We start from the raw sequence: 22837 nt of genomic DNA, 5'->3' as shown, positions 1-22837 counted from the left end.
GCACCCACCCGCGGGCCGCAAAACACCTCGAGGGCCCGTTGCGCGATATATCTGTCTGGATGGATACGCGCCCCCTACCCACTATCGGCGGTAGTGCCTCCTTTCGTCAGCGGCTTAGATGGTGCGTGACGTCCGGCATCCCTGCCGCCATCCCACTCGCAAAGGAGCGTGCCCATGAGCAGCCAGATCGACCACCTGCTGAACGAGAGCCGTCGCTTCGCGCCGCCGGCCGAGTTCGCTGCGACAGCCAACGCCACGGCGGAGCTGTACGCCGAGGCGGCGGCCGACCGTGACGCGTTCTGGGCGACGCAGGCGCGTGAGCTGCACTGGCACACGCCGTTCTCCGAGGTGCTCGACTGGTCGAACCCGCCGTTCGCGAAGTGGTTCGCCGACGGTGAGCTCAATGTCGCCTACAACTGTCTCGACCGGCACGTCGAAGCCGGCAACGGCGACCGCGTGGCCCTGCTCTGGGAGGGTGAGCCGGGTGACGAGCGGCGGGTGACCTATGCGGAGCTGACCGACGAGGTCAAGCGCCTCGCGAACGTGCTGACCGGGCTCGGGGTGACCGCCGGCGACCGCGTCGCGATCTACCTGCCGATGACCCCCGAGGCGGTCGCGTCGATGCTGGCCGTCGCACGGCTGGGCGCCATCCACTCGGTCGTGTTCGGCGGGTTCTCGGCCGACAGCCTGCGCTCGCGCATCGACGACGCCGGCGCGAAGGTGGTCATCACCGCCGACGGCGGCTACCGCAAGGGGAAGGTGTCGCCGCTGAAGCCCGCCGTCGACCAGGCGCTCAGCGACCGCGGCGAGGGCGTCCAGGAGACGGTCGAGCACGTGCTCGTCGTGCGGCGCGGCGGCAACGACATCGACTGGACCGAAGGCCGCGACCTGTGGTGGCACGACGTGGTGCCCGCGGCATCCGCCGACCACGAGGCCCAGCCGTTCCCCGCGGAGAACCCGCTGTTCATCCTGTACACCTCCGGCACCACCGGAAAGCCCAAGGGCATCCTGCACACCTCGGGCGGTTACCTCACCCAGTGCGCGTACACGAACCGGGTCGTGCACGACGTGCACCCCGAGACCGACGTGTTCTGGTGCACCGCCGACATCGGCTGGGTGACCGGCCACTCCTATGTCACCTATGGGCCGCTGGCCAACGGGGTGACGCAGCTCATGTACGAGGGCACGCCGGACACCCCGCACCACGGCCGCTGGTGGGAGCTCGTGCAGAAGTACGGCGTGACGATCCTCTACACCGCGCCGACCGCGATCCGCTCGTTCATGAAGCTCGGCCGCAAGATCCCGAAGCAGTTCGACCTGTCGTCCCTGCGGCTGCTGGGCTCGGTGGGCGAGCCCATCAACCCCGAAGCGTGGATGTGGTACCGCAAGATCATCGGCGGCAAGACGGCCCCGATCGTCGACACCTGGTGGCAGACCGAGACGGGCGCGATCATGGTGTCGGCCCTTCCCGGTGTGACCGAGGCCAAGCCGGGCAGCGCCCAGGTGCCGCTGCCGGGCATCTCGGTCGACGTGGTCGACGAGACCGGCGAGCGCGTCGGCAACGGCAACGGCGGTCTGCTGGTGGTGACCGAGCCGTGGCCCAGCATGCTGCGCGGCATCTGGGGCGACCCCGACCGGTTCGTCGAGACGTACTGGGAGAAGTTCTCCGACCGGGGCTACTACTTCGCCGGCGACGGCGCGCGCCTCGACGAGGACGGCGACGTCTGGTTCCTCGGCCGCGTCGACGACGTCATGAACGTGTCGGGACACCGGCTGTCCACGACCGAGATCGAGTCGGCCCTGGTCGCCCACGAGGCGGTCGCCGAAGCGGCCGTGGTCGGCGGGTCGGACGAGACCACCGGGCAGGCCGTCGTCGCGTTCGTGATCATCAAGCAGAGCTTCCTCGACGAGCACTCCCCCGAGGGCCTCGCCGACACGCTGCGCCACTGGGTCGGTCAGCAGATCGGACCGATCGCCCGGCCCCGCGACGTCTACATCGTGGGCGAACTGCCCAAGACCCGCTCGGGCAAGATCATGCGCCGCCTGCTGCGCGACGTCGCCGAAGGCCGCGAGGTGGGCGACACGACGACCCTGGCCGACACCATGGTCATGTCGGTCATCAGCGCACAGGTGAAGTAGGCATGACGTGAACAGACGCCCCGGGGACGGTTCTCCGGGGCGTCTGCGATCGTCAGGCGTGTGCGAAGATCACCTCGACCTCGACGGGTGAGTCCAGCGGCAGCACCGGCACGCCGACGGCGGAGCGGGCGTGGCGCCCCGCGTCGCCGAAGATCTCGCCGAGCAGTTCGCTCGCACCGTTGATGACGCCGGGCTGTCCGGTGAAGTCGGGGGTGGATGCCACGAACCCCGTCACCTTGACCACGCGCACCAGCTTGTCGACGCCGCCGACGGCGGCAGCGGCGGCAGCGAGCGCGTTCAGCGCGCTCTGCCGCGCGTAGGCCTTCGCGTCGGCGGGGGCGACCAGCCCCTCCCCCTCGCCCACCTTGCCGGTGGCCGGGAGCGTGCCGTCGACCATGGGCAGCTGCCCCGAGGTGTAGACGAGGTCGCCGTGAACGTTCGCGGGGATGTAGGCGGCCACCGGGGGGACGACGCCCGGCAGCTCGATGCCCAGCTCGGCCAGGCGCTGCGTGAGGGACATCACCGGCCTTCGAACTTCTGGGCGGCCTCGGCCGCGGCATCCAGACCCGCGTTGGCGGCCCCGCCGCCCACGGGACGCTTGAAGTAGGCGACGAGTCCACCCTCGGGACCGGTCACCACCTGCACAAGCTCCCAGCCCTGCTTGCCCCAGTTGTTGAGGATCGCGGCGGTGTTGTGGATGAGCAGCGGCGTGGTGAGGTACTCCCACGTGGTCATGAGCACTCCCTGAATAGGCGGTGGAATCAGCGCGACGTGCGGAAAGCCACCAAGGCTTCCCCCAGCTATCTCCCTTACGATCAACCCTATGCCCCATCAGAAACGGACGACCACCGGCGTGCTCGGTGGTCTTGTCGGCCTGGTCGGCCTGAGCGCCGTCGCCGGTGTGCTGGTCACCGCGACCGTGACCCCGGCCATCGCCGTCTCCGGATACGCCGCCTCGAGCGCCATCGAAGTGTTCGAGAACATGCCGAGCTATCTCGAGATCGACAAGCTGATGCTGCCGACCGAGATCTACGTGAAGGATGCGGACGACGAGTACCGGCTGCTCACCGAGTTCTACGACCAGAACCGCATTCCGGTGTCCTTCGACCAGGTCACCCCTGTGATGTACGACGCGATCCTGTCAAGTGAGGACAAGAACTTCTACTCACACGGCGGTGTCGACATCCTCGGCACGATCGGCGCACTGGTGGGCAACGCGACCAGCGGAACGAACCGCGGCGCATCGTCGATCACCCAGCAGTATGTGAAGAACATCCTGCAGCAGAACTGCGAGCTGACCGCCGAGAGCAGCGACGAGGTGGAGGCGTGCTTCCGCGAGACGACCGTCGCCCAGGGCGCGGAGGGGTATCAGCGCAAGATCCAGGAGATGCGGTACGCGATCCAGCTCGAGGACCGCTACTCCAAGGACGAGATCCTCAACGGATACCTGAACATCGCCCACTTCGGCGGTGTCGCCTACGGCATCGGCGCGGCCGCCGAGTACTACTTCGGCGTGAGCGCGAAGGACCTGACGATCGCGCAGGCCGCCACGATCGCGGGCATGGTGCAGGAGCCGAACACCTATCGCATCGACATGCCGGGCGGCTCGACCACCGACCGTGACGGCAACCCGGTCAACAGCGCCGAGGACGGCTACGCCCTCACCAAGCAGCGCCAGCTGTATGTCCTGGGGCGCATGCTCGAAGACGGCAAGATCACGCAGGAAGAGCACGACGCGGCCGCCGAAGCACCGATCGAGCCGAAGATCACCGAGCGCAAGCAGGGCTGTGCGGTGGCCAAGGGTGCCGAATACTTCTGCTCGTACGTGGTCTCGATCATCCAGGAGGACAAGGCGTTCGGCGAAAGCGACGAGGCCCGCAAGGCGGCGCTGCGCCGCGGCGGCCTGAAGGTCTACACCACGCTGGACTACGACCTGCAGAAGGCCGCGCGCGAGGCGATCTCGGTCGTTCCCGCCCACGTCGACTACATGAAGCTCGGCGCCTCGGGGGTGCAGGTCGAGGTGGGCACGGGACGCGTCCTGTCGATGGTGCAGAACACCGGCTACAGCCCCACGGGCGGTCAAGAGGGCAAGACCCCGGTCAACTACAACGTCCGTGAGACCAACGGCGGCGGTATCGGGCACCCGGCCGGATCGACCTACAAGGTGTTCAGCCTCATCAACTGGATGGAGCAGGGCCACTCGGTCAACGAATACCTCAACGGCCGCATCGGCAAGAAGACGGTGGAGACCTGCGACGGCGCCACCGCCTCAGTGGAGTCCGACAACAGCGGTCGCGCCGGACACATCGGCAACTTCGAGAACAACCCCGGCTACACGGGATCGATCTACCGGTTCACCGTCGACTCGCTGAACTCGGGCTTCCTCGCCATGGGCGAGAAGATCTCGGTGTGCAGCACCAACCGCACGGCGATGAAGCTCGGCGTGGCCTACGGCGACGGCAGCCCGCTGGACTCCGAGAACCACCCCTACGACGTGCTCGGCTCGAAGAACGTCGCGCCGATCGACATGGCCGCCGCCTACGCGGCGATCGCCTCCAACGGCATCCTGTGCGAGCCCAAGGCGATCGACAAGGTCGTGAACTCGGACGGCGAGGAGATGCCGCTGCCCGAGACCAAGTGCGAACGGGTCCTGAGCGAGGCGGTCGCCTCCACGGCCGCGTACACGCTGCAGGGGGTCATGAACGGTACCGGTGTGGGCGCACGCACGTTCGACGGGACGCCCATCTTCGGCAAGACCGGTATCCACGAGTACGAGCACACCTGGATGGACGGCTCGTCCACCGAGGTGGCCACCGTGGTCTGGGTCGGCAACGTCGAGGGCTTCGTGAAGCTCTACCCGTACTACGCGAGCGGCTGGCAGCTCTCGCGCATCCGCAACTCGATCTGGCCGAACATGCAGCGGGCCGCGAACGCGAAGTACGGCGGCGACCGCTTCCCGGAGCCGGATTCCGCGCTGACCAAACGCACCTACGTCACGCTGCCGAACGTCATCGGCATGGATGAGGACGACGCCGTCGACACGCTCAAGGGGGCCGGCTTCGATGTCCGGGTCGGCGACCCCGTGGACGCGTCGGAGGCCCCGGGCACGATCGTCGAGCAGGATCCGGGCGCCGGGCGCGTCGTCGGCGGCACCACCGTCACGATCTACCCGAGCAACGGCGAGGGTGCCACGATCCCGGCCGTCAACGGCTCGCCGAGGGACGCCGTGGCCCAGCTGCGGGCCGCCGGCTTCTCGAACATCGAGCAGCAGTGCACCGAGACCGAGGGCGCGCCACGCGAGGGTGTCGTCACCGGCACCGACCCCGCGGCGGGCACCACGACGAGCCGCGACACGACGGTCACGATCCAGTACCAGAGCGAGAACTGCCGCGGCGACGACCGCGAGCGTCCCGGTCGCCCGTGACCGGCGACCACCGCACCGCCCCCGTGAGCCCGTGGCTCGTGGGGGCGGCCGCTGTGGGCGCCGTGGGCGTGGGCGCGGCGGTGTGGGGCATCGGCATCGAACGGTTCCTGTTCACGGCGCGGCGCCACGAGCTGCCGATCCTTCCCGCCGGCTCCCCTCGCCTGACCGTGCTGCACCTGTCCGACGCGCACATGGCGCCCTGGCAGCGCCGTAAGCAGCGCTGGATCGCGGACCTGGCCGACGAGGTGCAGCCCGACCTGGTGATCAACACCGGTGACAACCTCGGCCACACCGGTGGGCTCTCCGGCATCCGCTCGGCGTTCGCACCGCTGCGCGGCGTGCCCGGGTTCTATGTGCACGGCTCGAACGACGTCATCGGACCGACCGCCCGCAACCCCCTGAAGTACCTGACGGGGCCGTCCGAGGGCACCTACTCCGCGACGGTGCTGGACACCGACGCGATGGACGCGTTCTTCACCGATGAGCTCGGCTGGCACCGTCTGAACAACGCGGCCGCTGCCGTCGAGATCGCCGGCCTGACCCTGGGCGCATTCGGCGTGTCCGACGCCCACCGCGATTGGGACGAACTCGACGCGTTGCCGGCCGCCGTCAACGCGCTGCCCGGCGACCGGGCGCTGACGATCGGCGTCACCCACGCCCCGTACCGGCGCGTGCTCGACCGCTTCGTGGAGCTCGGCGGGGATGCGATCTTCGCCGGCCACACCCACGGCGGGCAGGTGCGCATCCCGTTCTCGCCGTCCGCACTCGTGGCCAACTGCGACATCCCGCTCGATCAGGCACGGGGACTCAGCACCTGGACGGCCGCCGGCCGCAGCGTCCCGCTCAACGTCAGCGCGGGGCTCGGGCACTCCATCTACGCGCCGGTCCGGTTCGGATGCCGGCCCGAAGCGTCGGTGCTGACCCTCACCGCTGCGGCGTGACCGGGCGCCCCGTCGCTCGATTCGGAATCGAGCGCGCGAGAGGGTAGACTCTCAGGGTTGCCAACGGGGTGTGGCGCAGCTTGGTAGCGCGCTTCGTTCGGGACGAAGAGGCCGCAGGTTCAAATCCTGTCACCCCGACCAGTCAAGAGGCTCCGCCCGGTCCGCCGGACGGAGCCTCTCGTCTGATCTCCGCGAACACGAGAGGCCGCGCATGAGCACAGTCCGTCTTGTCGCCTTCGATCTGGACGACACCCTCGCTCCGTCCAAGAGCGCCATCACGCCGCGCATGGGCGAGCTGCTGCTCGCGCTGGCCGAGCGGGTCGAGGTCGCGGTCATCTCCGGCGGGCAGCTGCTGCAGTTCCAGACCCAGGTGGTCGACCGTCTGCCGGCCGCGGACGCCGGCATCCTCGCGCACTTCCACCTGCTGCCCACGTGCGGCACCCAGTACTACCGGCTCAGCCCCGACGGCGTCGAGACCGTGTACGCGCACGCGCTCAGCGACGACGAGAAGCAGCGCGCGCTCACCGCCGTCGAGGAGGAGGCCCGCCGGCTGGGGCTGTGGGAGAGCAAGACCTGGGGCGACATCCTCGAGGACCGCGGCTCACAGATCACGTTCTCGGCGCTCGGGCAGACCGCCCCGCTCGAGGCGAAGAAGGCGTGGGACCCCACCGGCGAGAAGAAGAACGCGCTGCGCGACGCGGTGGCCGCCCGCATCCCCGACCTCGAAGTGCGTTCCGGAGGCTCCACCTCGGTGGACATCACCCAGCGCGGCATCGACAAGGCCTACGGCATGCGCCGGCTGGCCGAGCAGACCGGCATCCCCCTCGACGACATGCTGTTCGTCGGCGACCGGCTCGACGAGCACGGCAACGACTACCCCGTGCTCGCGATGGGCGTGACCTGCCACGCGGTCACCGGCTGGGAGGACACGATCACGTTCCTCGAGGACCTCATCCCGACGCTGCCCGCGCGCTGACCGGCCCTCCGACCGCCACGGGGACGAGCGACTGCAGCTGCGTCACGTGGCGCGGCTCCAGCTCGGCCAGCGACGACACGCCCAGCAGCTTCATCGTGCGCTCGATCTCGCTGCGCAGGATGTCGATCGTGCGGTCCACGCCGGCGCGCCCCCCGGCCATGAGCCCGTACAGGTACGCACGGCCGATGAGCGTGAACTTCGCGCCCAGCGCAACCGAGGCCACGATGTCGGCGCCGTTCATGATGCCGGTGTCGACCATGATCGTCGCATCCTTGCCGACCTCGCGCACCACCTGCGGCAGCAGCCGGAACGGCACCGGCGCACGGTCGAGCTGTCGTCCACCGTGGTTGGACAGCACGATACCGTCCACTCCCAGGTCGACGAGCTTCTTCGAGTCGGGCACGTTCTGCACCCCCTTCACGACGATCTTGCCCGGCCACAGCGACCGGATCACCTCGAGGTCCTCATAGCTGATGGTCGGGTCCATCGCGGCGTCGAGTAGCTCCCCCACCGTGCCGCCGGTCGTGGTCAGCGACGCGAACTCCAGGCTCGGCGTGGTGAGGAAGTCGAACCACCACCACGGCCGCGGGATCGCGTTGATGATGGTGCCCAGGGTCAGCTGCGGCGGGATCGAGAACCCGTTGCGCTTGTCGCGCAGGCGGGCGCCGGCCACCGGGGTGTCGACGGTGAACATGAGCGTGTCGAACCCGGCATCCGCGGCCCGCTGCACGAGACCGTACGAGATCTCCCGCTCGCGCATCACGTACAGCTGGAACCAGTTGCGTCCGTGCGGGTTGGCGGCGCGGACGTTCTCGATCGAGGTCGTGCCGAGCGTGGACAGGGTGAACGGGATGCCGGCGGCACCGGCGGCCGACGCCCCCGCCACTTCGCCCTCGGTCTGCATGAGGCGGGTGAATCCGGTCGGGGCGATGCCGAACGGCAGTGCGGAGGGGCCGCCGAGGATCTCGGTGGACATGTCGACGTTCTCGGCCGGGCGGAGGATGTCGGGGTGGAACTCGATGTCCTGGAACGCCTGCCGCGCGCGGGCCAGCGACAGCTCGCCCTCCGCGGCGCCGTCGGTGTAGTCGAACGCGGCCTTGGGCGTGCGCCGCTTCGCGATCGTGCGCAGGTCGTCGATCGTCAACGCGGCGCCCAGGCGGCGCTTCTTGCCGTTGAACTCGGGCTTCTTGAACTGCATGAGCTCGAGCAGTTCGGAGATCTGGGGCAGCTGGCGCTGGACCATGGGGTTCCTTCCTGGATGCCGGATCAGCCGCGCAGGCCGGTCGCGGCGAGATAGCCGGTGATGTGGGTGCGGACGCGCTCGCGCGCGGTGGCGGCGTCCTGCTGGTCGATGGCGTCGAGGATGCCGTGATGCTCGTGCTGCAGATGCCGGGAGGCCTCGTCCCAGTCGGCGAGCAGGTCGGCGCCCGAACGCACGTAGCCTTCGATGACCGAGCGCAGCCCGTTCATCGTGGCCGAGACGATCTGGTTGCCCGCCGCGTCGGCCAGCGCCAGGTGGAACTGGGCGTCGAGGGCGAGGAACTCGTCGCGGGTGAGATCCTCGGCATCCAACGCGGCCAGGGTGGCCCGGACGGCCGCCAGATCGGCATCGGGGGCTGCGGCGAGGTGGGCGACGGCCCAGTCCTCCAGGAGCAGTCGGGTCTCGACGACGTCGTCGATCGGGAAGCCCTGCGCGGCGACCTGGAGGCGCAGGAACTGCGCGAGGCCGCCCGCGGGCGTGGCGATGATGATCGCGCCGGAGGTCGGCCCGGAGCCGGTGCCGGTGCGGATCAGGCCCATGACCTCGAGCACGCGCAGCGCCTCACGCACGCTCGAGCGGCCGACGCCGAGGGTCGCGGACAGTTCCCGCTCGGGCGGGAGGTGGTCACCGGGGCCGAGCGTGCCGTTGAGCAGATCGCTCTCGATCTTCTCCAGCACGACGCGCCAGGCGCGCGGGGTGGGTGTGTCGGTCATCGACATCCTTCCTGATGTCGGACCACACTAGTCGCCCATGGTCTGACCACGCAACTCGTCGTGGCCGGTGCTTTCAGCGCAGGCGGCCGCCGGACTCCTCGAGGTAGCAGCGCGCGCACATCGACTCGTACGTGACGCGATCGGCCGACAGCTCGTCGATCGCGACCTGGTCGCCGTCGAACACGAACCGGCCCCCGACCAATCGCGCGTTGAACAGAGCCTTGCGGCCACAGCGGCAGATGGTCTTGAGCTCCTCGAGCGTGTGCGCGAGTTCGAGGAGGCGCGCCGAGCCCGGGAAGGCGCGGGTCTGGAAGTCGGTGCGGATGCCGTAGGCCAGCACCGGGATGCCGTCTTCGACCACGATCCGCAACAGGTCGTCCACCTGCGCGGGGGTGAGGAACTGCGCCTCGTCGATGAGCAGGCAGGCGACGTCGGGTCGGGATCCCGTGGCCGCGGATTCCGGGATGAGGGCGTCCTCGGCGCGGTCCTGCACCCGGCGGCGGTGCTCGGCGAACAGGGCGCGCACATCGTCGTCCGGCCGGATGAGGAAGTCGACGACGCGTTCGACGCCGAGGCGGCTGGAGATGCGATCGGCACCCTTGGTGTCGATCTCGGGCTTGGCCAGCAGCACATGCTGCCCGCGCTCCTCGTAGTTGTAGGCGGCCTGCAGGAGTGCCGTGGACTTCCCGGAGTTCATCGCGCCGTAGCGGAAGTACAGTTTGGCCACCGGACGAGTCTACTGACCGCTGCGCGCGGTCCGGCCGCCGGTCAGGGCCGCTCCCACGGCTCGATGCCCCCGGGTCTGACGACGAACGTGTCGGCCGCGGTCGGGGTCTGTGGCAGCCGGGTGAGCCAGGCCGGGTCGCGGGCGGCGACCTTGCGCCGCAGGTGCTCCGCCTCGTAGGCCAACTGACCGTCGGTGACCGGGATGGCCGGCGTCCCGGCATCCGGTCGCGCGATGCGCGCGGCGTCGAAGCGGTACCCGCGCGCGGTGGCCTCCGCGTGCAGACCGCCGAGGAAGTGACCGATGGCGCCGAGCGGATCGGCCGCGGCGCGGAACCGCTCGAGCTGCGGATGGCGCGTGTAGCCGCGGGTGTGGCCGGCGAGCACCTTCTGCGCGAGCAGGCCCTCCCGCCAGCAGGCGACGAGAGCCGCGCGATCGAGGATCGCAGGGTGCAGGGACCACAGTCGCATCGTCGTGGGCGGCCTCAGCGTCCGCCGATGCCGCCGCCTCCCCCGCCACCGCCGGAGAATCCGCCGCCGGACGATCCGCCCGACGAGGACCATCCGCTGCTGGAGGAGCTCCACGACGACCCCGATCCCCCGGCCCGCGAGACGGGGGTGGCCGCCAGGTGACCGACCGACGACGAGGCCCGGGCCAGCGACCGCGACGAGATGACGTCGAACAGCACGGCCCGCTGCGCGGCCTGTGCGGCCGGCAGCTCGGCGCGGATGACCTTCGCCCACTCGTCCTCCATGCCGAACAGCACCGCGTACGGCAGCAGCCGCTCGTACACGTTGACCACGCTGCCGGGGCTGTCGTCGCCGTACCGGCGGCTTCCGGCGCTGACGAGGTCGGCCGTCTGCGGCGCCTGGGCCGCCCGGAGCCGCTCTTCCTCGGCCAGGCCGAGGTACTGCCTGATGCCGTCGAGCTCATGGGCGTGCATACCCCCGGCGACGGTGAGCACCGTCTCGGGCATGCGGATGGCGAACGCGGCGAGGAATGCGAGCGCGCACGCGATCATCCCGGCCAGGATGATCCCGTCGGGCACGACCGTCTCCCCGAGGTCGCGCAGCAGGAACCAGGCCGTCAGCACCGCGCCGAACATGACCCCGGTCCGCAGCCGGCCGGCCCACGCGGGACGCTTCGCGCGATATCCGCGCTGCACGGTGAACTCGTCGATGCGGCGCACGTACGTCACAGCACGCTGCGGCGGGGACGCGGTGAAGTCGGCGAGACCCACGCGCGCACCGGCCTGCGCGGTGCGCCCGAACAGCGTCTGCACGACGCGGCGGTCGTCGGCATCGAGACCGGTCGGGTCGACGAGCACGAGCTCGAAGTCCTCGGGGTCGTCCCGGTCACCGGTGCCGTGGATCTCGATGACGTCGCGCACCGCCAGGTCGACGGTGTGGGCGGCGAGGGCCCGGGCCGGGACATCGAGCACCCCGGCCGACAGTGTCAGGGACTCGTCGTCGGCGGGGGTGTACCGCACGACGACGGGCGTGCGGTCGGGGTTGCGCCGCAGCATCCATCGCACGAGCAGCAGCAGCGGCAGGCCGAGGACGGCCACGGCCAGCCCGAGCACCGGGAGGATCCACTGCCACCACGGGTAGGCCGGCGGTGGCGGCGCGGTCGGGGCGGCGAAGGTCCCCGGCGTGAACCCCAGCGCGACGGTGACGTTCTCGTCGGCGCCCAGCCCCGTCGCGTGCGCGGTGAACGACACGGCACCGGCAGCGGAGGCGCCGTGCCACGAGGCCCACGACGCCGCGTCGTACGGCCACTGCGCGCCGGTCTCCGGGCCGGCGATCTCACACGCCTCGGTCGAGCCCTCCGGGCCCTGGTAGCAGGATGCCGCGCCGTCGAGCAGGCCGGCAGCGGCCGAGCCCACCACGTGCACGGTGATGTCGGCACGGTCGACCGGCTGCGGATGGTCGGTGCCGACGGTGTCCCAGTAGAACTCCTCCGTGCCGGAGTCGGAGCCGGTGTCGGCATCGGGGTCGGGGAACCGCACGACGACGTCGCTCATGGTGTACCGGAACGTGTACTCCTGCACGCCGTGCACGTACGAGTCGTCGCCGGTGAGCACGTAGATCCAGTCGTCGTCCTCCTCGGTCCACCACGGCACCGCCGCACCGTCCGGTCCGGTGACCGACACGACCTCGGTGTCCAGGTCGATGCCCGACTGGGTCTTGGGCAGGGTGCGCACGAGGCCCTTGTTCTGGTCGAACTCCGGGAAGACGGCCACGAGCGTCTCCACGACGTACAGCTGCGAGCGCTGGTCGGCCGAACGGCTCAGGAAGTAGTCACCGGTGAACGACTCGAAGGTGAAGTCGTCGACGTCGGCGTGGGCGGTGGATGCCGGCAGCCACACCAGCAGCGCCGTGAGCAGCGCGGCGGCCAGCGCCACCGGCATCCGCACGGCGCGGGTGAGCGTCGCTGGGCCCCGCATGCGTCAGACGTTGATGCCGAGTGCGGCGGCGGTGCGCCGCAACGAAGCGGCGGCGAAGTCCGGATCGGTGTTCAGCGTCTGGCCGTAGCTGGGGATGAGCTCGGTCAGCGTCGGCTTCCAGCCCTCGATGCGGTCGGGGAAGCAGGTGCTCAGCAGGTTGAGCATGATAGAGGCCGCCGTGGAGGCGCCCGGCGAGGCCCCCAACAAGGCGGCGATCGAGCCGTCGGCGGAGGTGACGACCTCCGTGCCGAACTGCAGCACGCCGCCCTTGTCGGGGTCCTTCTTCATCACCTGCGCGCGCTGGCCGGCCTGGATGAGCTCCCAGTCCTCGTCCTTCGCGGTGGGCATGAACACGCGCAGCGAGTCGACCTTCTTCGCGTGGTTCTTCAGCAGTTCGCCGACGAGGTAGCTGATCAGGCTCGGGTTGTCGATGGCGACCTTGAGCATCGGCCACAGGTTGCCCGGGCGCACCTGCGCGATGATGTCGGTGAGGCGCCCGTTCTTGAGGAACTTGGGACTGAACGTCGCGAACGGTCCGAACAGCAGCGACGCCTCGCCGTCGACTACCCGGGTGTCCAGGTGCGGCACCGACATCGGCGGGGCGCCCACCGAAGCCTGCGAGTACACCTTGGCCTTGTGCTGGGCGACGATGGCGGGGTTCGTGGTCTTCAGGAACTGGCCCCCGATGGGGAACACGCCGTACCCGGAGATCTCGGGGATGCGGGACTTCTGCAGCAGCTTGAGCGCCCAGCCGCCGGCGCCGACGAACACGAACCGTGCGGTGAGGCTGCCGGGGGTCTTGCCCAGGGCGTTGCGGTACGACACCTTCCAGGTGCCGTCGGACTGCTTCTTCAGGCCGCGCACCTCGCGGTTGGTGACGACCTCGACGCCGTCCTTCTTCAGGCCCTCGAACAGCTGGCGGGTGAGCGCGCCGAAGTCGACGTCGGTGCCGGCGGGCACGCGGGTGGCGGCGAACGGCTCGCCCTTGCGGCGGCGCTGCATGAGCAGAGGCGCCCACTGGTTGATGACGCGCGAGTCCTCGGAGTATTCGATGCCCGCGAACAGCGGCTGGTCCTTGAGCGCCTCGTAGCGCTTCTTCAGGTAGGCGACGTCCTTTTCGCCGCGCACGAATGTCATGTGCGGGGTGGCGTTGATGAACGTCGACGGCTCGTCGAGCAGGCCCTGCTCGACCCACGAGGTCCACAGCTGGCGGCTCTGCTGGAACTGCTCGTTGATCGAGATCGCCTTGGCCGGGTCGACCTCACCGTCGGGACCGGCAGGCATGTAATTCAGCTCGCAGAGCGCAGCGTGCCCGGTGCCGGCGTTGTTCCACGCGTTGGAGGATTCCAGAGCGACGTCGGACAGTCGCTCGCAGACGACGATCTTCCAGTCCGGCTGCAGCTGGTGCAGCAGCGTACCCAGGGTGGCACTCATGATGCCCCCACCGATCAGGACGACGTCGACTGGTTCACTCACAATGCACCAGTCTAGGCGTCGCCGCCGCTGTCCCCCGGCCGGCGGCTCCCCGGCATCCGCGAACTTTCGCCGATCTTGCGTGGCGAGCACTTTCGGCGGCGCAGCGGCGCCCGCGTCACTCCCGGCGGGGGTCAGCTGCCCCGTGGCACGCCGAGGGGTCAGCGGGCGACGCCGGCGCCGAGGCGCTGCGCGACGATCTCGGCGATCTGCACCGTGTTCAGCGCCGCGCCCTTGCGCAGGTTGTCGTTGCTGATGAACAGCACGAGTCCCTTGCCCTCGGGGGCGGACTGGTCGGCGCGGATGCGGCCGACGAAGCTCGGGTCCTTGCCCGCGGCGTGCAGCGGTGTCGGCACTTCTTCGAGCACGACGCCGGGGGCCTCGGCGAGCACCTCGCGCGCACGGTCGGGCGTGATGTCGCGCGCGAACTCGGCGTGGATCGACAGCGAGTGGCCCGTGAAGACGGGCACGCGCACGCAGGTGCCGGCCACGCGCAGGTCGGGCAGTTCCAGGATCTTGCGGCTCTCGTTGCGGAGCTTCTTCTCCTCGTCCGTCTCGTTCAGCCCGTCGTCGACGAGGTTGCCCGCCAGCGGGATGACGTCGAACGCGATGGGCGCGACGTACTTCTCCGGCTGCGGGAAGTCGACGGCGCTGCCGTCGTGGACGAGGTCGAGCGTGTGGCCCTGGGCGAGGACGCTCTCGACCTGGCCGAGCAGTTCCTGGGCGCCGGCCAGACCCGAGCCGGAGACCGCCTGGTAGGTGCTGACGATGAGCCGCTCCAGGCCGGCTTCGGTGTCGAGGGCCTTGAGCACCGGCATGGCGGCCATCGTGGTGCAGTTGGGGTTGGCGATGATGCCCTTGGGCAGGTTCTCTGTCGCATGCGGGTTGACCTCGCTGACCACGAGCGGGACCTCGGGGTCCATGCGCCAGGCGCTGGAGTTGTCGATGACCACGGCGCCGGCCTCGGCGAAGCGCGGGGCGTGGGCACGCGAGCCGGCCGCGCCGGCCGAGAACAGGGCGATGTCGATGCCGGCCGCATCGGCGGTGGCGACGTCTTCGATCACGACGGACTGTCCGGCGAAGTCGACGGTGCTGCCGGCGCTGCGGGCCGTGGCGAACAGCCGCAGTTCCCGGACGGGGAACGTGCGCTCGGCCAGAATCTCGCGCATGACCGTCCCCACCTGGCCGGTGGCGCCGACGATGGCGACGGAGAGTCCGGAGTCCGAGATACGGGTCATTGCGAGTATTCCTTACGGCGGTGCGGGTGGTGGGGTGCCCGAGCGGGCGGATGCCGCGAGTCTACCCGCGCCCGACCGGGCGACGGCCCGATGTGACGTCCGCGGACGGTCGGATGCCGGCGGATCACTGCCACCGGCATCCAGGGTCCGGATGCCGGCCCGCGATCAGCGGCCGGTGCCGGCGTGCACGACCGCTTCGACGTCCCCGTCGAGACCGTAGGCGGTGTGCACGACCCGTGCCGCCTCGGCCAGGTCGTCCCCACGGACGACGACCGAGATGCGGATCTCCGAGGTCGAGATCATCTCGATGTTCACGCCGGCGGTCGACAGCGCCTCGAACAGCGTGGCGGACACGCCCGAGTGCGAGCGCATGCCGGCGCCGACGACGGAGAGCTTGCCGATCTGGTCGTCGTGGACGAGGCTCTCGAACCCGACGCCGCCCTGCTCGGCTGCCAGCGCGCGCAGCGCCGTGGACGCCTCGGACTTGGGCAGGGTGAACGAGATGTCGGTGCGTCCGGTCGCCGCGGCGGACACGTTCTGCACGATCATGTCGACGTTGGCGCCGCTCTTGGCGACGATCTTGAAGATCTCCGCGGCCTTGCCGGGAACGTCCGGCACGCCGATGACGGTGATCTTGGCCTGGCTCATGTCGGTCGCGACACCCGCGACGATCGGCTCTTCCATCTCTTCTCCCTCGATGCCCTCCGGTGCGGTCATGCCGGGGCCGAGCACGTACGTGCCGGGGCCCGAGCTGAACGACGAGCGGGCGTGGATCATGACGCCGTGACGGCGGGCGTACTCGACCGCACGGATGTACAGGACTTTGGCGCCGTTGGCGGCGAGTTCGAGCATCTCCTCGGCGCCGACGGTGGACAGCTTGCGGGCCTGCGGCACCACGCGCGGGTCGGCGGTGAAGATGCCGTCGACGTCGCTGTAGATCTCGCAGACGTCGGCCTTGAGCGCGGCGGCCAGCGCCACGGCGGTCGTGTCGGATCCGCCGCGGCCGAGCGTGGTGATGTCGCGGGTGTCGGTGTTGAAGCCCTGGAAGCCGGCGACGATCACGATCGCACCCTCGTCGAGCGCCTCACGCACACGGGTGGGGGTGACATCGACGATGCGCGCCGAACCGTGGTCGGCGGTGGTGAGCATGCCGGCCTGCATCCCGGTGAACGAGCGCGCCTCGAAGCCCATCGAGTGGATAGACATGGCCAGCAGGGCCATCGAGATGCGCTCACCGCTGGACAGCAGCATGTCGAGCTCGCGCGGCGCCGGGATCGGCGACACCTTCGCGGCGAGGTCGAGCAGCTCATCGGTCGTGTCGCCCATCGCGCTGACGGCGACGACGACGTCGTCACCGGCGCGGCGCGCGTCGACGATGCGCTTGGCGACGCGCTTGATGCTCTCGGCGTCGGCGACGGACGAACCGCCGTACTTCTGGACGATCAGCGCCACGTGTAAAGCTCCCGGGAGACGGCCGGTTCAGCGACCGGCGGGTGCGCGGATGCCGCAACCCCACCAGACATTGTAAGGAGCGCGCGGGGCCGCCCCTTCCCATGTGACGTCGACGGCGTACCGTGGTGGCATGAGCTCCCTCGCAGACGATGTGTGGAACCGCGCCCTCGATCTGGAGTCGCCCGACGCCGCCGAGCGTCCCGGCGACGCGGCGCTGCTGACGGTCCTCACCTTCCACGGCCTGGTCATGAACGGCGGTCTGCTCGCCGCCGTCGAGCTGCACGCCAACGATCCCGTGTATCCGTCGGACGCGGTCGTGGAGGCGTACCGGTTCTTCGGTCTGGAATCGGCCGCCGGCGCGATCGACAACGCCGTGCTCGAAGAGCGCGACCTCGACGAGGAGAGCCGCGAAGAGGCCGAGCAGCGCATCGACGAGACCTACACGCTCGAGGACGAGGACATCGAGCACGCGCTCGAGACGGCACTGCGCAACGACCCCGACGCGTTCGCACCGCTGTGATGGCTGCGCGTCGCCGCGGCGTCTTCGCGTCGCTGACCGACATGGTGCGCCCGGCGCACTCCCCTGACGCCTTCACCGAGGCGCTGCCGATCATGGACGACGCACTGGCCGCACGCATCCTCGACCTGGCCGTGCGCATCGGCGAGTCGACGCTGGTCGCCGGCGCCCCCGCGAGCGAGGCGACCCTCACGATCGTGCGGGTCGCCGGGGCGTACGGCCTGCAACCGGTGCACGTCGAGGTCACCTACAACGCCATCACCGCGGCGCACCACCGGGCGGGAGCGGCGCGGCCGATCACGCTGCTGCGCGTCGTGCGCGCCTCGGTGCCCGACCACGACAAGCTGCAGCGGCTGCAGGCGCTGGTCGCCGAGATCCAGACCGGGCTGCCGGTGGATGCCGCGTACGAGCAGTACCGGGCCATCCGGCGCGCCCCGTTCCGCTATCCCCCCGTCGTCGTCATCGGCGCGCAGGCGCTGTTGGCGGTGGGCGTGGCCGTCATGTTCGGCGTGAACTGGCTGGGCATCGCCTTCGCGTTCCTCGGGGCGGGGATGGCGGCGCTGACGCAGTACGGCATGTCGAAGGCGCGCGTGCCGTTCTTCTTCAGTCAGATCGCGGGTGGGTTCGTGCTGACGATCGTGGCGGCCCTGGCGCCGCTGCTGCAGTTGACCGGGTGGCCGCCGGCCGCCGGCATCCGCCCGTCGGTGATCGTCGCGTCGGGCATCGTGCTGATGCTGGCAGGGCTCACGGTGGTGGGCGCGGCGCAGGACGCGATCGACGGGTTCGCGCTGACCGCGATGGGCCGCATCCTCGAACTGACCACGCACACGCTCGGTGTCGTGCTCGGCATCCTCGTCGGGCTCGAGACGGCGAAGCTCATCGGCCTGCCCATGGCCCCGCCCAGTGAGACGCTGCCGCTGGGGCCGCTGGGCCTGCAGTTCCTGGGGGCGGCGATCATCGCCGTGGCGGTCGCGGTGTTCAACGGCGCACGGTCGCGCATCGTCGTGGTGAGCCTGCTGCTGAGCGTGGTGGCGTGGACCGGGTTCCTGCTGGCGACGGCGCTGGGCTTCGACGTGGCGGCGGCCAGCGGCGTCGGGGCGTTCGCGGGCAGCTTCGTCGGCGTGCTGCTGGCGTTCCGGCTGCATGTGCCGTCGGTGGCGATCACGACGGCGGCGATCCTGCCGATGGTGCCCGGCGCCGCGGTGTTCCGCGGGCTGCTGAGTGTGGTGGAGTCCGGCGACGACACCACGATGCTGCTGGCCGGGTTCACGACGTTGACCTTCGCGGCCACGGTCGGCATCGCGCTGGCCGTCGGCGCGTCGCTGGGCATCTACCTCGGCCAGCCGCTGCGCGCGACGCTGGGCGGGGTGCGGCGCGCGCGGGCGCGCGTCCGGCCCTGACGGCGGGTGCTATGCGGACGGGGGCGCTGCGGTGGGCGGCACGCTGACGGGCATCTCGGGCAGGCGACGGCGCCGCGGGCGACCCCCGGTGGCGGCCAGCCAGCATCCGGCGATGACGAGCGGGAAGCCCAGCAGCAGGCCGGGGGTGAGCTGCTCCCCCAGGATGACGACGCCCAGTCCGATCGCGACGACCGGGTTGACGTAGGTGAACAGCGGCGCGCGCACCGGGCCGACCTCGCGGATGAGCGCGAAGAACCCGATGAAGGCGACGGCCGAGCACAGCACGCCGAGCGCCACGAGTGACACGGTGCTGCGGACGGTGGGCACCTCGTGCTGGGTCAGCAGGGCGATGGGCAGGTAGACCAGTCCGACCGCCAGCAGCGCCAGGCCGACGGAGGCCATCGACGAGACGCCTTTGAGCTTGGTCGCGATGATGAACGGTGCGATCGCGTAGAGGACGGCGGTCAGCAGCACCTCGCCGACGGCGAACATCGCGGCCGGGTCGGTGAGGATGCCCAGGCCGGGTCCAGCCACGGTGACCGCGACACCGCCGAACCCGATCAGCAGGCCGAGCGCCCGCACCGGGGTGAACGCCGAGCGATCGCCGCGCAGGAGCGCGATGATCGCGGCGAACAGGGGGACGGTGGCCACCAGCAGGCCGGTGGTGCCGGAGGGGATGGTCTGCTCGGCGTGGCTGAGCAGGAAGAACGGCCCGGCCATCTCGATGGCGCCGAACGCGAGCACCCACGGCCACACGCGCAGCGCGGGGCCCAGCGTCCGGCGGCGGATCGCGATCGGCAGCAGGATCGCCGCCCCCAGCAGGGTGCGGCCGGCGACCACCGCGGCCGGGGAGAAGCTGTCGACGGCCTCGCGGATGAACAGGTATGGGATGCCCCACAGCACCGCCATCGCCGCGTAGAGCAGCCAGGCCCGCCCGGAGACGGCGGCCATCACACGTTGCGGCGCCCCTCGAAGGCGCGACCGAGCGTCACCTCGTCGGCGTATTCGAGGTCGCCGCCGACGGGAAGCCCCGACGCCAGCCGTGTGACACGGATCTCCAGGGTGTGCAGCAGACGGCTCAGGTAGGTGGCCGTCGCCTCGCCCTCGAGGTTGGGGTTGGTGGCCAGGATGACCTCCTGCACGGTGCCGTCGGCCAACCGTTGCATGAGCTGGGCGATGCGCAGGTCGTCCGGCCCGACCCCGGCGATGGGGCTGATGGCCCCGCCGAGGACGTGGTAACGGCCGCGGAACTCGCGGGTGCGCTCGATCGCGGCGACGTCCTTCGCGTCTTCGACGACGCAGATGAGCGAGTCGTCGCGGCGCGGGTCACGGCACACGGCGCAGCGCTCCTGCTCGGAGACGTTGCCGCACAGCTCGCAGAACCGCACCCGTTCGCGCAGCTCGCCAAGCAGCTGCGACAGGCGGGTCACGTCGAAGGTGGGGGTCTGCAGGATGTGGAACGCGATGCGCTGCGCCGACTTCGGGCCGATGCCGGGAAGGCGCCCGAACTCGTCGATGAGATCCTGGACGATGCCGTCGTACATGGGCTAGTTGAACCTCGTCGGGGGTGTGTAGGGCTCTTCACGGAGGAATGTCGCGCCGAGCATCTGGCGGACGACGGCTTCGCCGACCCGCTCGATGCCGCCGTTGCGGGTGGGCCGGGAGGCGGGCGGTTGCGCTGCAGGACGCTCGACCACGACCGGGGCCCGGGGAGGTACGGGCGCGTCGAAGTCTTCGGGCGGCGGCGCATCGTCGTCGTAGGGGCCGGGTTCAGGTTCGGTGACGACCGCGCCGTCGCGGGGCGAGGGCGTGGGGTCCCAGGCGGCGCGGGCCGCGTCCTCGGGTTCGTCGTCGACGGCGAGGCCCGGGCCGGCAGGGGCGGTGTCGGAACCGGGGATGGTGGCGACGGCCCATTCGGTCACGGGCGCGGCGGCCGGTGCCGACGCGTGCGGGCCGGGGCGGGCGGGCGAAGCGGGCTGCGCGGTGTGCGGCCGTGCGGGCGCCGACGGGGCCGGTGCGGCGGCGGGTGCGGCCGCAGCCGGCGGGCTCGCGCGCTGAGGCGACGGCGCCGAGGGCGCACTGTGCGAGCCGGCGAGCGTAGACGGGGGCGCCGCCGTGTGCGCGTTCGCGGACGCGGAGGGGTATCCCGCTGCGGGGGCGGCGTCGGTGGGTGCCGCGCCGCCGGGCCCCGGTGCAGGAGGTGCGGGCCCGGACGCCGCACCTGCCTGTGCGGGTGCGTCGCCTGCAGGTCCGCTCGAGACGGGGGCGGGTCGGCCGGGGGTGCCGGTCTGGTCGGCCGGCGGGTGGAGGGGCGCGTGTGCCGGCCCTGAGGAGGGCTCCTCTGGGTTCGGCGGCGCCGGCTGGTCGCCGGCCGACGCGGCGGGCAGCGACCCGGGCGGGGCGGGCGCCGGATCGGCGTCGTGGCGCGCGATGTACTTGACCCGCACGCCGAGCACGGACTGGATCGCGCCGCGCAGGTCTTCACTCGGGCCCTTGCCCGCGTTGAGCTTCTTGAACGCCGCGACGTCGGCCTGGCTCTGGAACGACAGCGTCAGCACGTCGTCGCTCGTGTACGCGACCGGACGGGCCGCGCTGGCGATCATCCACGACGAGCGACTGACCGGCTCGAGCCGGTTGAGGATCTCGGTCCACGCGTCGCGCACCTGCATGAGGGTGAGCGGTCCGGCCGGCAACGGATGCGCCGGCGGGGCCGAGGCCGGTGCGCCGTGGTCGCCGGGGGTGGCCGGCGCAGATCCGTCCGTCGCGGCGGCGGGAACTCCAACCGGCATTCCTGCACCGGCGCCACCCGCACCGCCGGCGGGAACGCCAGCACCCGCACCGCCCGCAGGCGCAGCACCGGCACCACCCCCACCGATGCCACCGGCAGACGCAGCGCCGGCCGCGGCCCCCGCGGCACTACTGGCACCCGCGACACCACCCGCACCCGCGGCTGCGGCACCGCCGGCCGCCGGCACACCGGCATCCGTCGCCGCGAGCACGCGGGCGACCATGAGCTCGAGCTGCAGCCGGGGGCTGGTCGCGCCGCTCATCTCGTCGAGGGTCGCGACCACGAGGTCGGCGATGCGCGAGAGCCGGTCGGTGCCGAAGACGGCCGCCTGCACCCCCATGCGCTCGAGCTCGTCGGCCGGCATCCCGCGCAGCACAGCGGCGGCGCCGTCACCGGTCGCCGCGACGATGATGAGGTCACGCAGCCGCTCGAGCAGGTCGTCGACGAAGCGCCGCGGGTCCTGCCCGGTCTGCACGACGCGATCGACGGCGGCGAAGGCGGCCGCAGCGTCGCGCGCACCGAACGCGTCGACCACCTCGTCGAGCAGCTCGGCGTGCGTGTACCCGAGCAGCGCGACCGCGCGCTCGTAGCGGACCACGGCCTGGGTGTCGTCGGTCGAGGGCTCCGAGCCGGCGATAAGCTGGTCGAGCAGCGACAGGGTGTCGCGCGGCGAACCCCCACCGGCGCGCACGACCAGCGGCAGCACCCCGGGCTCGACCTGCACGCCCTCGGCGGCGCAGAGCTGCTCGACGTACTCGAGCATGGGACCGGGAGCGACAAGGCGGAACGGATAGTGGTGGGTGCGCGACCGGATCGTCCCGATGACTTTGTCGGGCTCGGTCGTCGCGAAGATGAACTTCACGTGCGCGGGGGGCTCTTCGACGAGCTTCAGCAGGGCGTTGAAGCCCTGCGCCGTGACCATGTGGGCCTCGTCGAGGATGAAGATCTTGAACCGGTCGCGCGCCGGGGCGAACACGGCCCGCTCCCGCAGGTCGCGCGCGTCGTCGACACCGTTGTGGCTGGCCGCGTCGATCTCGACGACGTCGAGCGAACCGCCGCCCGCGCGGCTGAGTTCGACGCAGCTGTCGCACGTGCCGCACGGCGTGTCGGTGGGACCGGCCGCACAGTTGAGACACCGAGCCAGGATGCGCGCCGACGTCGTCTTGCCGCAGCCGCGCGGACCCGAGAACAGGTACGCGTGACCGACACGGTCGCTGCGCAGCGCCGTCATCAGCGGCTCGGTGACCTGCGACTGTCCGATCATCTCGCCGAAGGACTCCGGGCGGTAGCGGCGGTACAGAGCTGTGGTCACCCTGACAGACTACGGCCTGCCGCCGACACCGTT

General features: G+C 70.8%; 19 protein-coding genes and 1 tRNA gene. 7 read left to right on the top strand and 13 right to left on the bottom strand.

Annotated elements, in window-relative coordinates; translation table 11 throughout:
- The first annotated feature begins 174 nt into the window (after window positions 1–174).
- Window positions 175–2139: an acetate--CoA ligase gene (acs, locus tag ACQ143_RS09425; RefSeq protein WP_449570428.1), complete on the top strand. Its 1965-nt coding sequence runs from the start codon at window positions 175–177 to the stop codon at window positions 2137–2139.
- 52 nt (window positions 2140–2191) lie between these two features.
- Here acs and ACQ143_RS09420 read toward each other — a convergent pair whose 3' ends face one another.
- Complete coding sequence (locus ACQ143_RS09420) at window positions 2192–2659, bottom strand: RidA family protein (RefSeq protein WP_449570427.1); 468 nt, start codon at window positions 2657–2659, stop codon at window positions 2192–2194.
- Window positions 2659–2874 (bottom strand): hypothetical protein, encoded by a 216-nt coding sequence (locus tag ACQ143_RS09415; RefSeq protein WP_449570426.1) that lies wholly within the window; start codon window positions 2872–2874, stop codon window positions 2659–2661. Before ACQ143_RS09415 ends, ACQ143_RS09420 begins: the two co-directional genes overlap by 1 nt.
- Before the next feature lie 88 nt (window positions 2875–2962).
- Between ACQ143_RS09415 and ACQ143_RS09410 the strand changes: the two genes are divergently transcribed.
- From ACQ143_RS09410 to ACQ143_RS09395, 4 genes are all read left to right on the top strand, one after another.
- The gene (locus tag ACQ143_RS09410; protein ID WP_449570425.1) at window positions 2963–5563 is read left to right on the top strand and encodes a transglycosylase domain-containing protein; all 2601 of its coding nucleotides are present in this window, start codon (window positions 2963–2965) and stop codon (window positions 5561–5563) included.
- On the top strand, window positions 5560–6504 hold the full coding sequence (locus tag ACQ143_RS09405) for a metallophosphoesterase (protein ID WP_449570424.1): 945 nt from the start codon (window positions 5560–5562) through the stop codon (window positions 6502–6504). The genes ACQ143_RS09410 and ACQ143_RS09405 overlap by 4 nt, the downstream gene beginning before the upstream one ends.
- A 64-nt stretch (window positions 6505–6568) precedes the next feature.
- Window positions 6569–6645, top strand: a tRNA-Pro gene (locus ACQ143_RS09400).
- A 70-nt stretch (window positions 6646–6715) separates the two neighbouring features.
- The gene (locus ACQ143_RS09395) at window positions 6716–7480 is read left to right on the top strand and encodes an HAD-IIB family hydrolase (protein ID WP_449570423.1); all 765 of its coding nucleotides are present in this window, start codon (window positions 6716–6718) and stop codon (window positions 7478–7480) included.
- On the opposite strand, the gene ACQ143_RS09390 is transcribed toward ACQ143_RS09395, so the two are convergent.
- From ACQ143_RS09390 to ACQ143_RS09355, 8 genes are all read right to left on the bottom strand, one after another.
- Window positions 7455–8723 (bottom strand): alpha-hydroxy acid oxidase, encoded by a 1269-nt coding sequence (locus ACQ143_RS09390; protein ID WP_449570422.1) that lies wholly within the window; start codon window positions 8721–8723, stop codon window positions 7455–7457. The two genes, ACQ143_RS09395 and ACQ143_RS09390, sit on opposite strands and share 26 nt — an antisense overlap.
- A 23-nt stretch (window positions 8724–8746) precedes the next feature.
- Window positions 8747–9454, bottom strand: a complete 708-nt coding sequence (locus ACQ143_RS09385; RefSeq protein ID WP_449570421.1) for a FadR/GntR family transcriptional regulator — start codon at window positions 9452–9454, stop codon at window positions 8747–8749.
- Window positions 9455–9527: 73 nt separating this feature from the next.
- A complete protein-coding gene (locus ACQ143_RS09380) occupies window positions 9528–10181 on the bottom strand; it encodes a thymidine kinase (protein ID WP_449570420.1) in 654 nt (217 codons plus the stop codon).
- A gap of 41 nt (window positions 10182–10222) precedes the next feature.
- Window positions 10223–10648 (bottom strand): pyrimidine dimer DNA glycosylase/endonuclease V, encoded by a 426-nt coding sequence (locus tag ACQ143_RS09375; protein ID WP_449570419.1) that lies wholly within the window; start codon window positions 10646–10648, stop codon window positions 10223–10225.
- Window positions 10649–10662: 14 nt separating this feature from the next.
- Window positions 10663–12624 (bottom strand): DUF2207 family protein, encoded by a 1962-nt coding sequence (locus ACQ143_RS09370; RefSeq protein WP_449570418.1) that lies wholly within the window; start codon window positions 12622–12624, stop codon window positions 10663–10665.
- Window positions 12625–12627: 3 nt separating this feature from the next.
- Window positions 12628–14100, bottom strand: a complete 1473-nt coding sequence (locus tag ACQ143_RS09365) for a malate:quinone oxidoreductase (protein WP_449570417.1) — start codon at window positions 14098–14100, stop codon at window positions 12628–12630.
- Window positions 14101–14258: 158 nt separating this feature from the next.
- Window positions 14259–15335 (bottom strand): aspartate-semialdehyde dehydrogenase, encoded by a 1077-nt coding sequence (locus tag ACQ143_RS09360; RefSeq protein WP_449570416.1) that lies wholly within the window; start codon window positions 15333–15335, stop codon window positions 14259–14261.
- A gap of 165 nt (window positions 15336–15500) precedes the next feature.
- The gene (locus ACQ143_RS09355; RefSeq protein ID WP_449570415.1) at window positions 15501–16787 is read right to left on the bottom strand and encodes an aspartate kinase; all 1287 of its coding nucleotides are present in this window, start codon (window positions 16785–16787) and stop codon (window positions 15501–15503) included.
- A gap of 130 nt (window positions 16788–16917) precedes the next feature.
- Here ACQ143_RS09355 and ACQ143_RS09350 point away from each other — a divergent pair, with 130 nt between their 5' ends.
- Together ACQ143_RS09350 and ACQ143_RS09345 are read left to right on the top strand one after the other, a co-directional pair.
- Entirely contained in the window at window positions 16918–17307 is a 390-nt protein-coding gene (locus tag ACQ143_RS09350) for a DMP19 family protein (RefSeq protein WP_449570414.1), read from the top strand.
- A complete protein-coding gene (locus tag ACQ143_RS09345) occupies window positions 17307–18704 on the top strand; it encodes a threonine/serine ThrE exporter family protein (RefSeq protein ID WP_449570413.1) in 1398 nt (465 codons plus the stop codon). The genes ACQ143_RS09350 and ACQ143_RS09345 overlap by 1 nt, the downstream gene beginning before the upstream one ends.
- Window positions 18705–18713: 9 nt before the next feature.
- Here the strand turns inward: ACQ143_RS09345 and ACQ143_RS09340 are convergent, their stop codons facing one another.
- Genes ACQ143_RS09340 through ACQ143_RS09330 form a run of 3 tightly spaced genes read right to left on the bottom strand, consistent with a single transcriptional unit; the run spans window position 18714 to window position 22804 of the window.
- Complete coding sequence (locus ACQ143_RS09340; RefSeq protein WP_449570412.1) at window positions 18714–19655, bottom strand: DMT family transporter; 942 nt, start codon at window positions 19653–19655, stop codon at window positions 18714–18716.
- Window positions 19655–20248, bottom strand: a complete 594-nt coding sequence (recR, locus tag ACQ143_RS09335) for a recombination mediator RecR (RefSeq protein ID WP_449570411.1) — start codon at window positions 20246–20248, stop codon at window positions 19655–19657. The genes ACQ143_RS09340 and recR overlap by 1 nt, the downstream gene beginning before the upstream one ends.
- 3 nt (window positions 20249–20251) lie before the next feature.
- The gene (locus tag ACQ143_RS09330) at window positions 20252–22804 is read right to left on the bottom strand and encodes a DNA polymerase III subunit gamma and tau (RefSeq protein WP_449570410.1); all 2553 of its coding nucleotides are present in this window, start codon (window positions 22802–22804) and stop codon (window positions 20252–20254) included.
- Window positions 22805–22837: the final 33 nt, after the last annotated feature.

The organism is Microbacterium pollutisoli (genome assembly GCF_053586795.1).
The sequence above is the reverse complement of the archived record's forward strand: the minus strand, read 5'-3'. Positions and strand labels throughout refer to the sequence as shown.

Bases quoted from the DNA above. Each gene is read 5' to 3' on its own strand.
- acs (WP_449570428.1), top strand. From the start codon at position 175: ATGAGCAGCCAGATCGACCACCTGCTGAACGAGAGCCGTCGCTTCGCG.
- ACQ143_RS09420 (WP_449570427.1), bottom strand. From the start codon at position 2,659: ATGTCCCTCACGCAGCGCCTGGCCGAGCTGGGCATCGAGCTGCCGGGC.
- ACQ143_RS09415 (WP_449570426.1), bottom strand. From the start codon at position 2,874: ATGACCACGTGGGAGTACCTCACCACGCCGCTGCTCATCCACAACACC.
- ACQ143_RS09410 (WP_449570425.1), top strand. From the start codon at position 2,963: ATGCCCCATCAGAAACGGACGACCACCGGCGTGCTCGGTGGTCTTGTC.
- ACQ143_RS09395 (WP_449570423.1), top strand. From the start codon at position 6,716: ATGAGCACAGTCCGTCTTGTCGCCTTCGATCTGGACGACACCCTCGCT.
- ACQ143_RS09390 (WP_449570422.1), bottom strand. From the start codon at position 8,723: ATGGTCCAGCGCCAGCTGCCCCAGATCTCCGAACTGCTCGAGCTCATG.
- ACQ143_RS09385 (WP_449570421.1), bottom strand. From the start codon at position 9,454: ATGACCGACACACCCACCCCGCGCGCCTGGCGCGTCGTGCTGGAGAAG.
- ACQ143_RS09375 (WP_449570419.1), bottom strand. From the start codon at position 10,648: ATGCGACTGTGGTCCCTGCACCCTGCGATCCTCGATCGCGCGGCTCTC.
- ACQ143_RS09370 (WP_449570418.1), bottom strand. From the start codon at position 12,624: ATGCGGGGCCCAGCGACGCTCACCCGCGCCGTGCGGATGCCGGTGGCG.
- ACQ143_RS09360 (WP_449570416.1), bottom strand. From the start codon at position 15,335: ATGACCCGTATCTCGGACTCCGGACTCTCCGTCGCCATCGTCGGCGCC.
- ACQ143_RS09350 (WP_449570414.1), top strand. From the start codon at position 16,918: ATGAGCTCCCTCGCAGACGATGTGTGGAACCGCGCCCTCGATCTGGAG.
- ACQ143_RS09345 (WP_449570413.1), top strand. From the start codon at position 17,307: ATGGCTGCGCGTCGCCGCGGCGTCTTCGCGTCGCTGACCGACATGGTG.
- ACQ143_RS09340 (WP_449570412.1), bottom strand. From the start codon at position 19,655: ATGGCCGCCGTCTCCGGGCGGGCCTGGCTGCTCTACGCGGCGATGGCG.
- recR (WP_449570411.1), bottom strand. From the start codon at position 20,248: ATGTACGACGGCATCGTCCAGGATCTCATCGACGAGTTCGGGCGCCTT.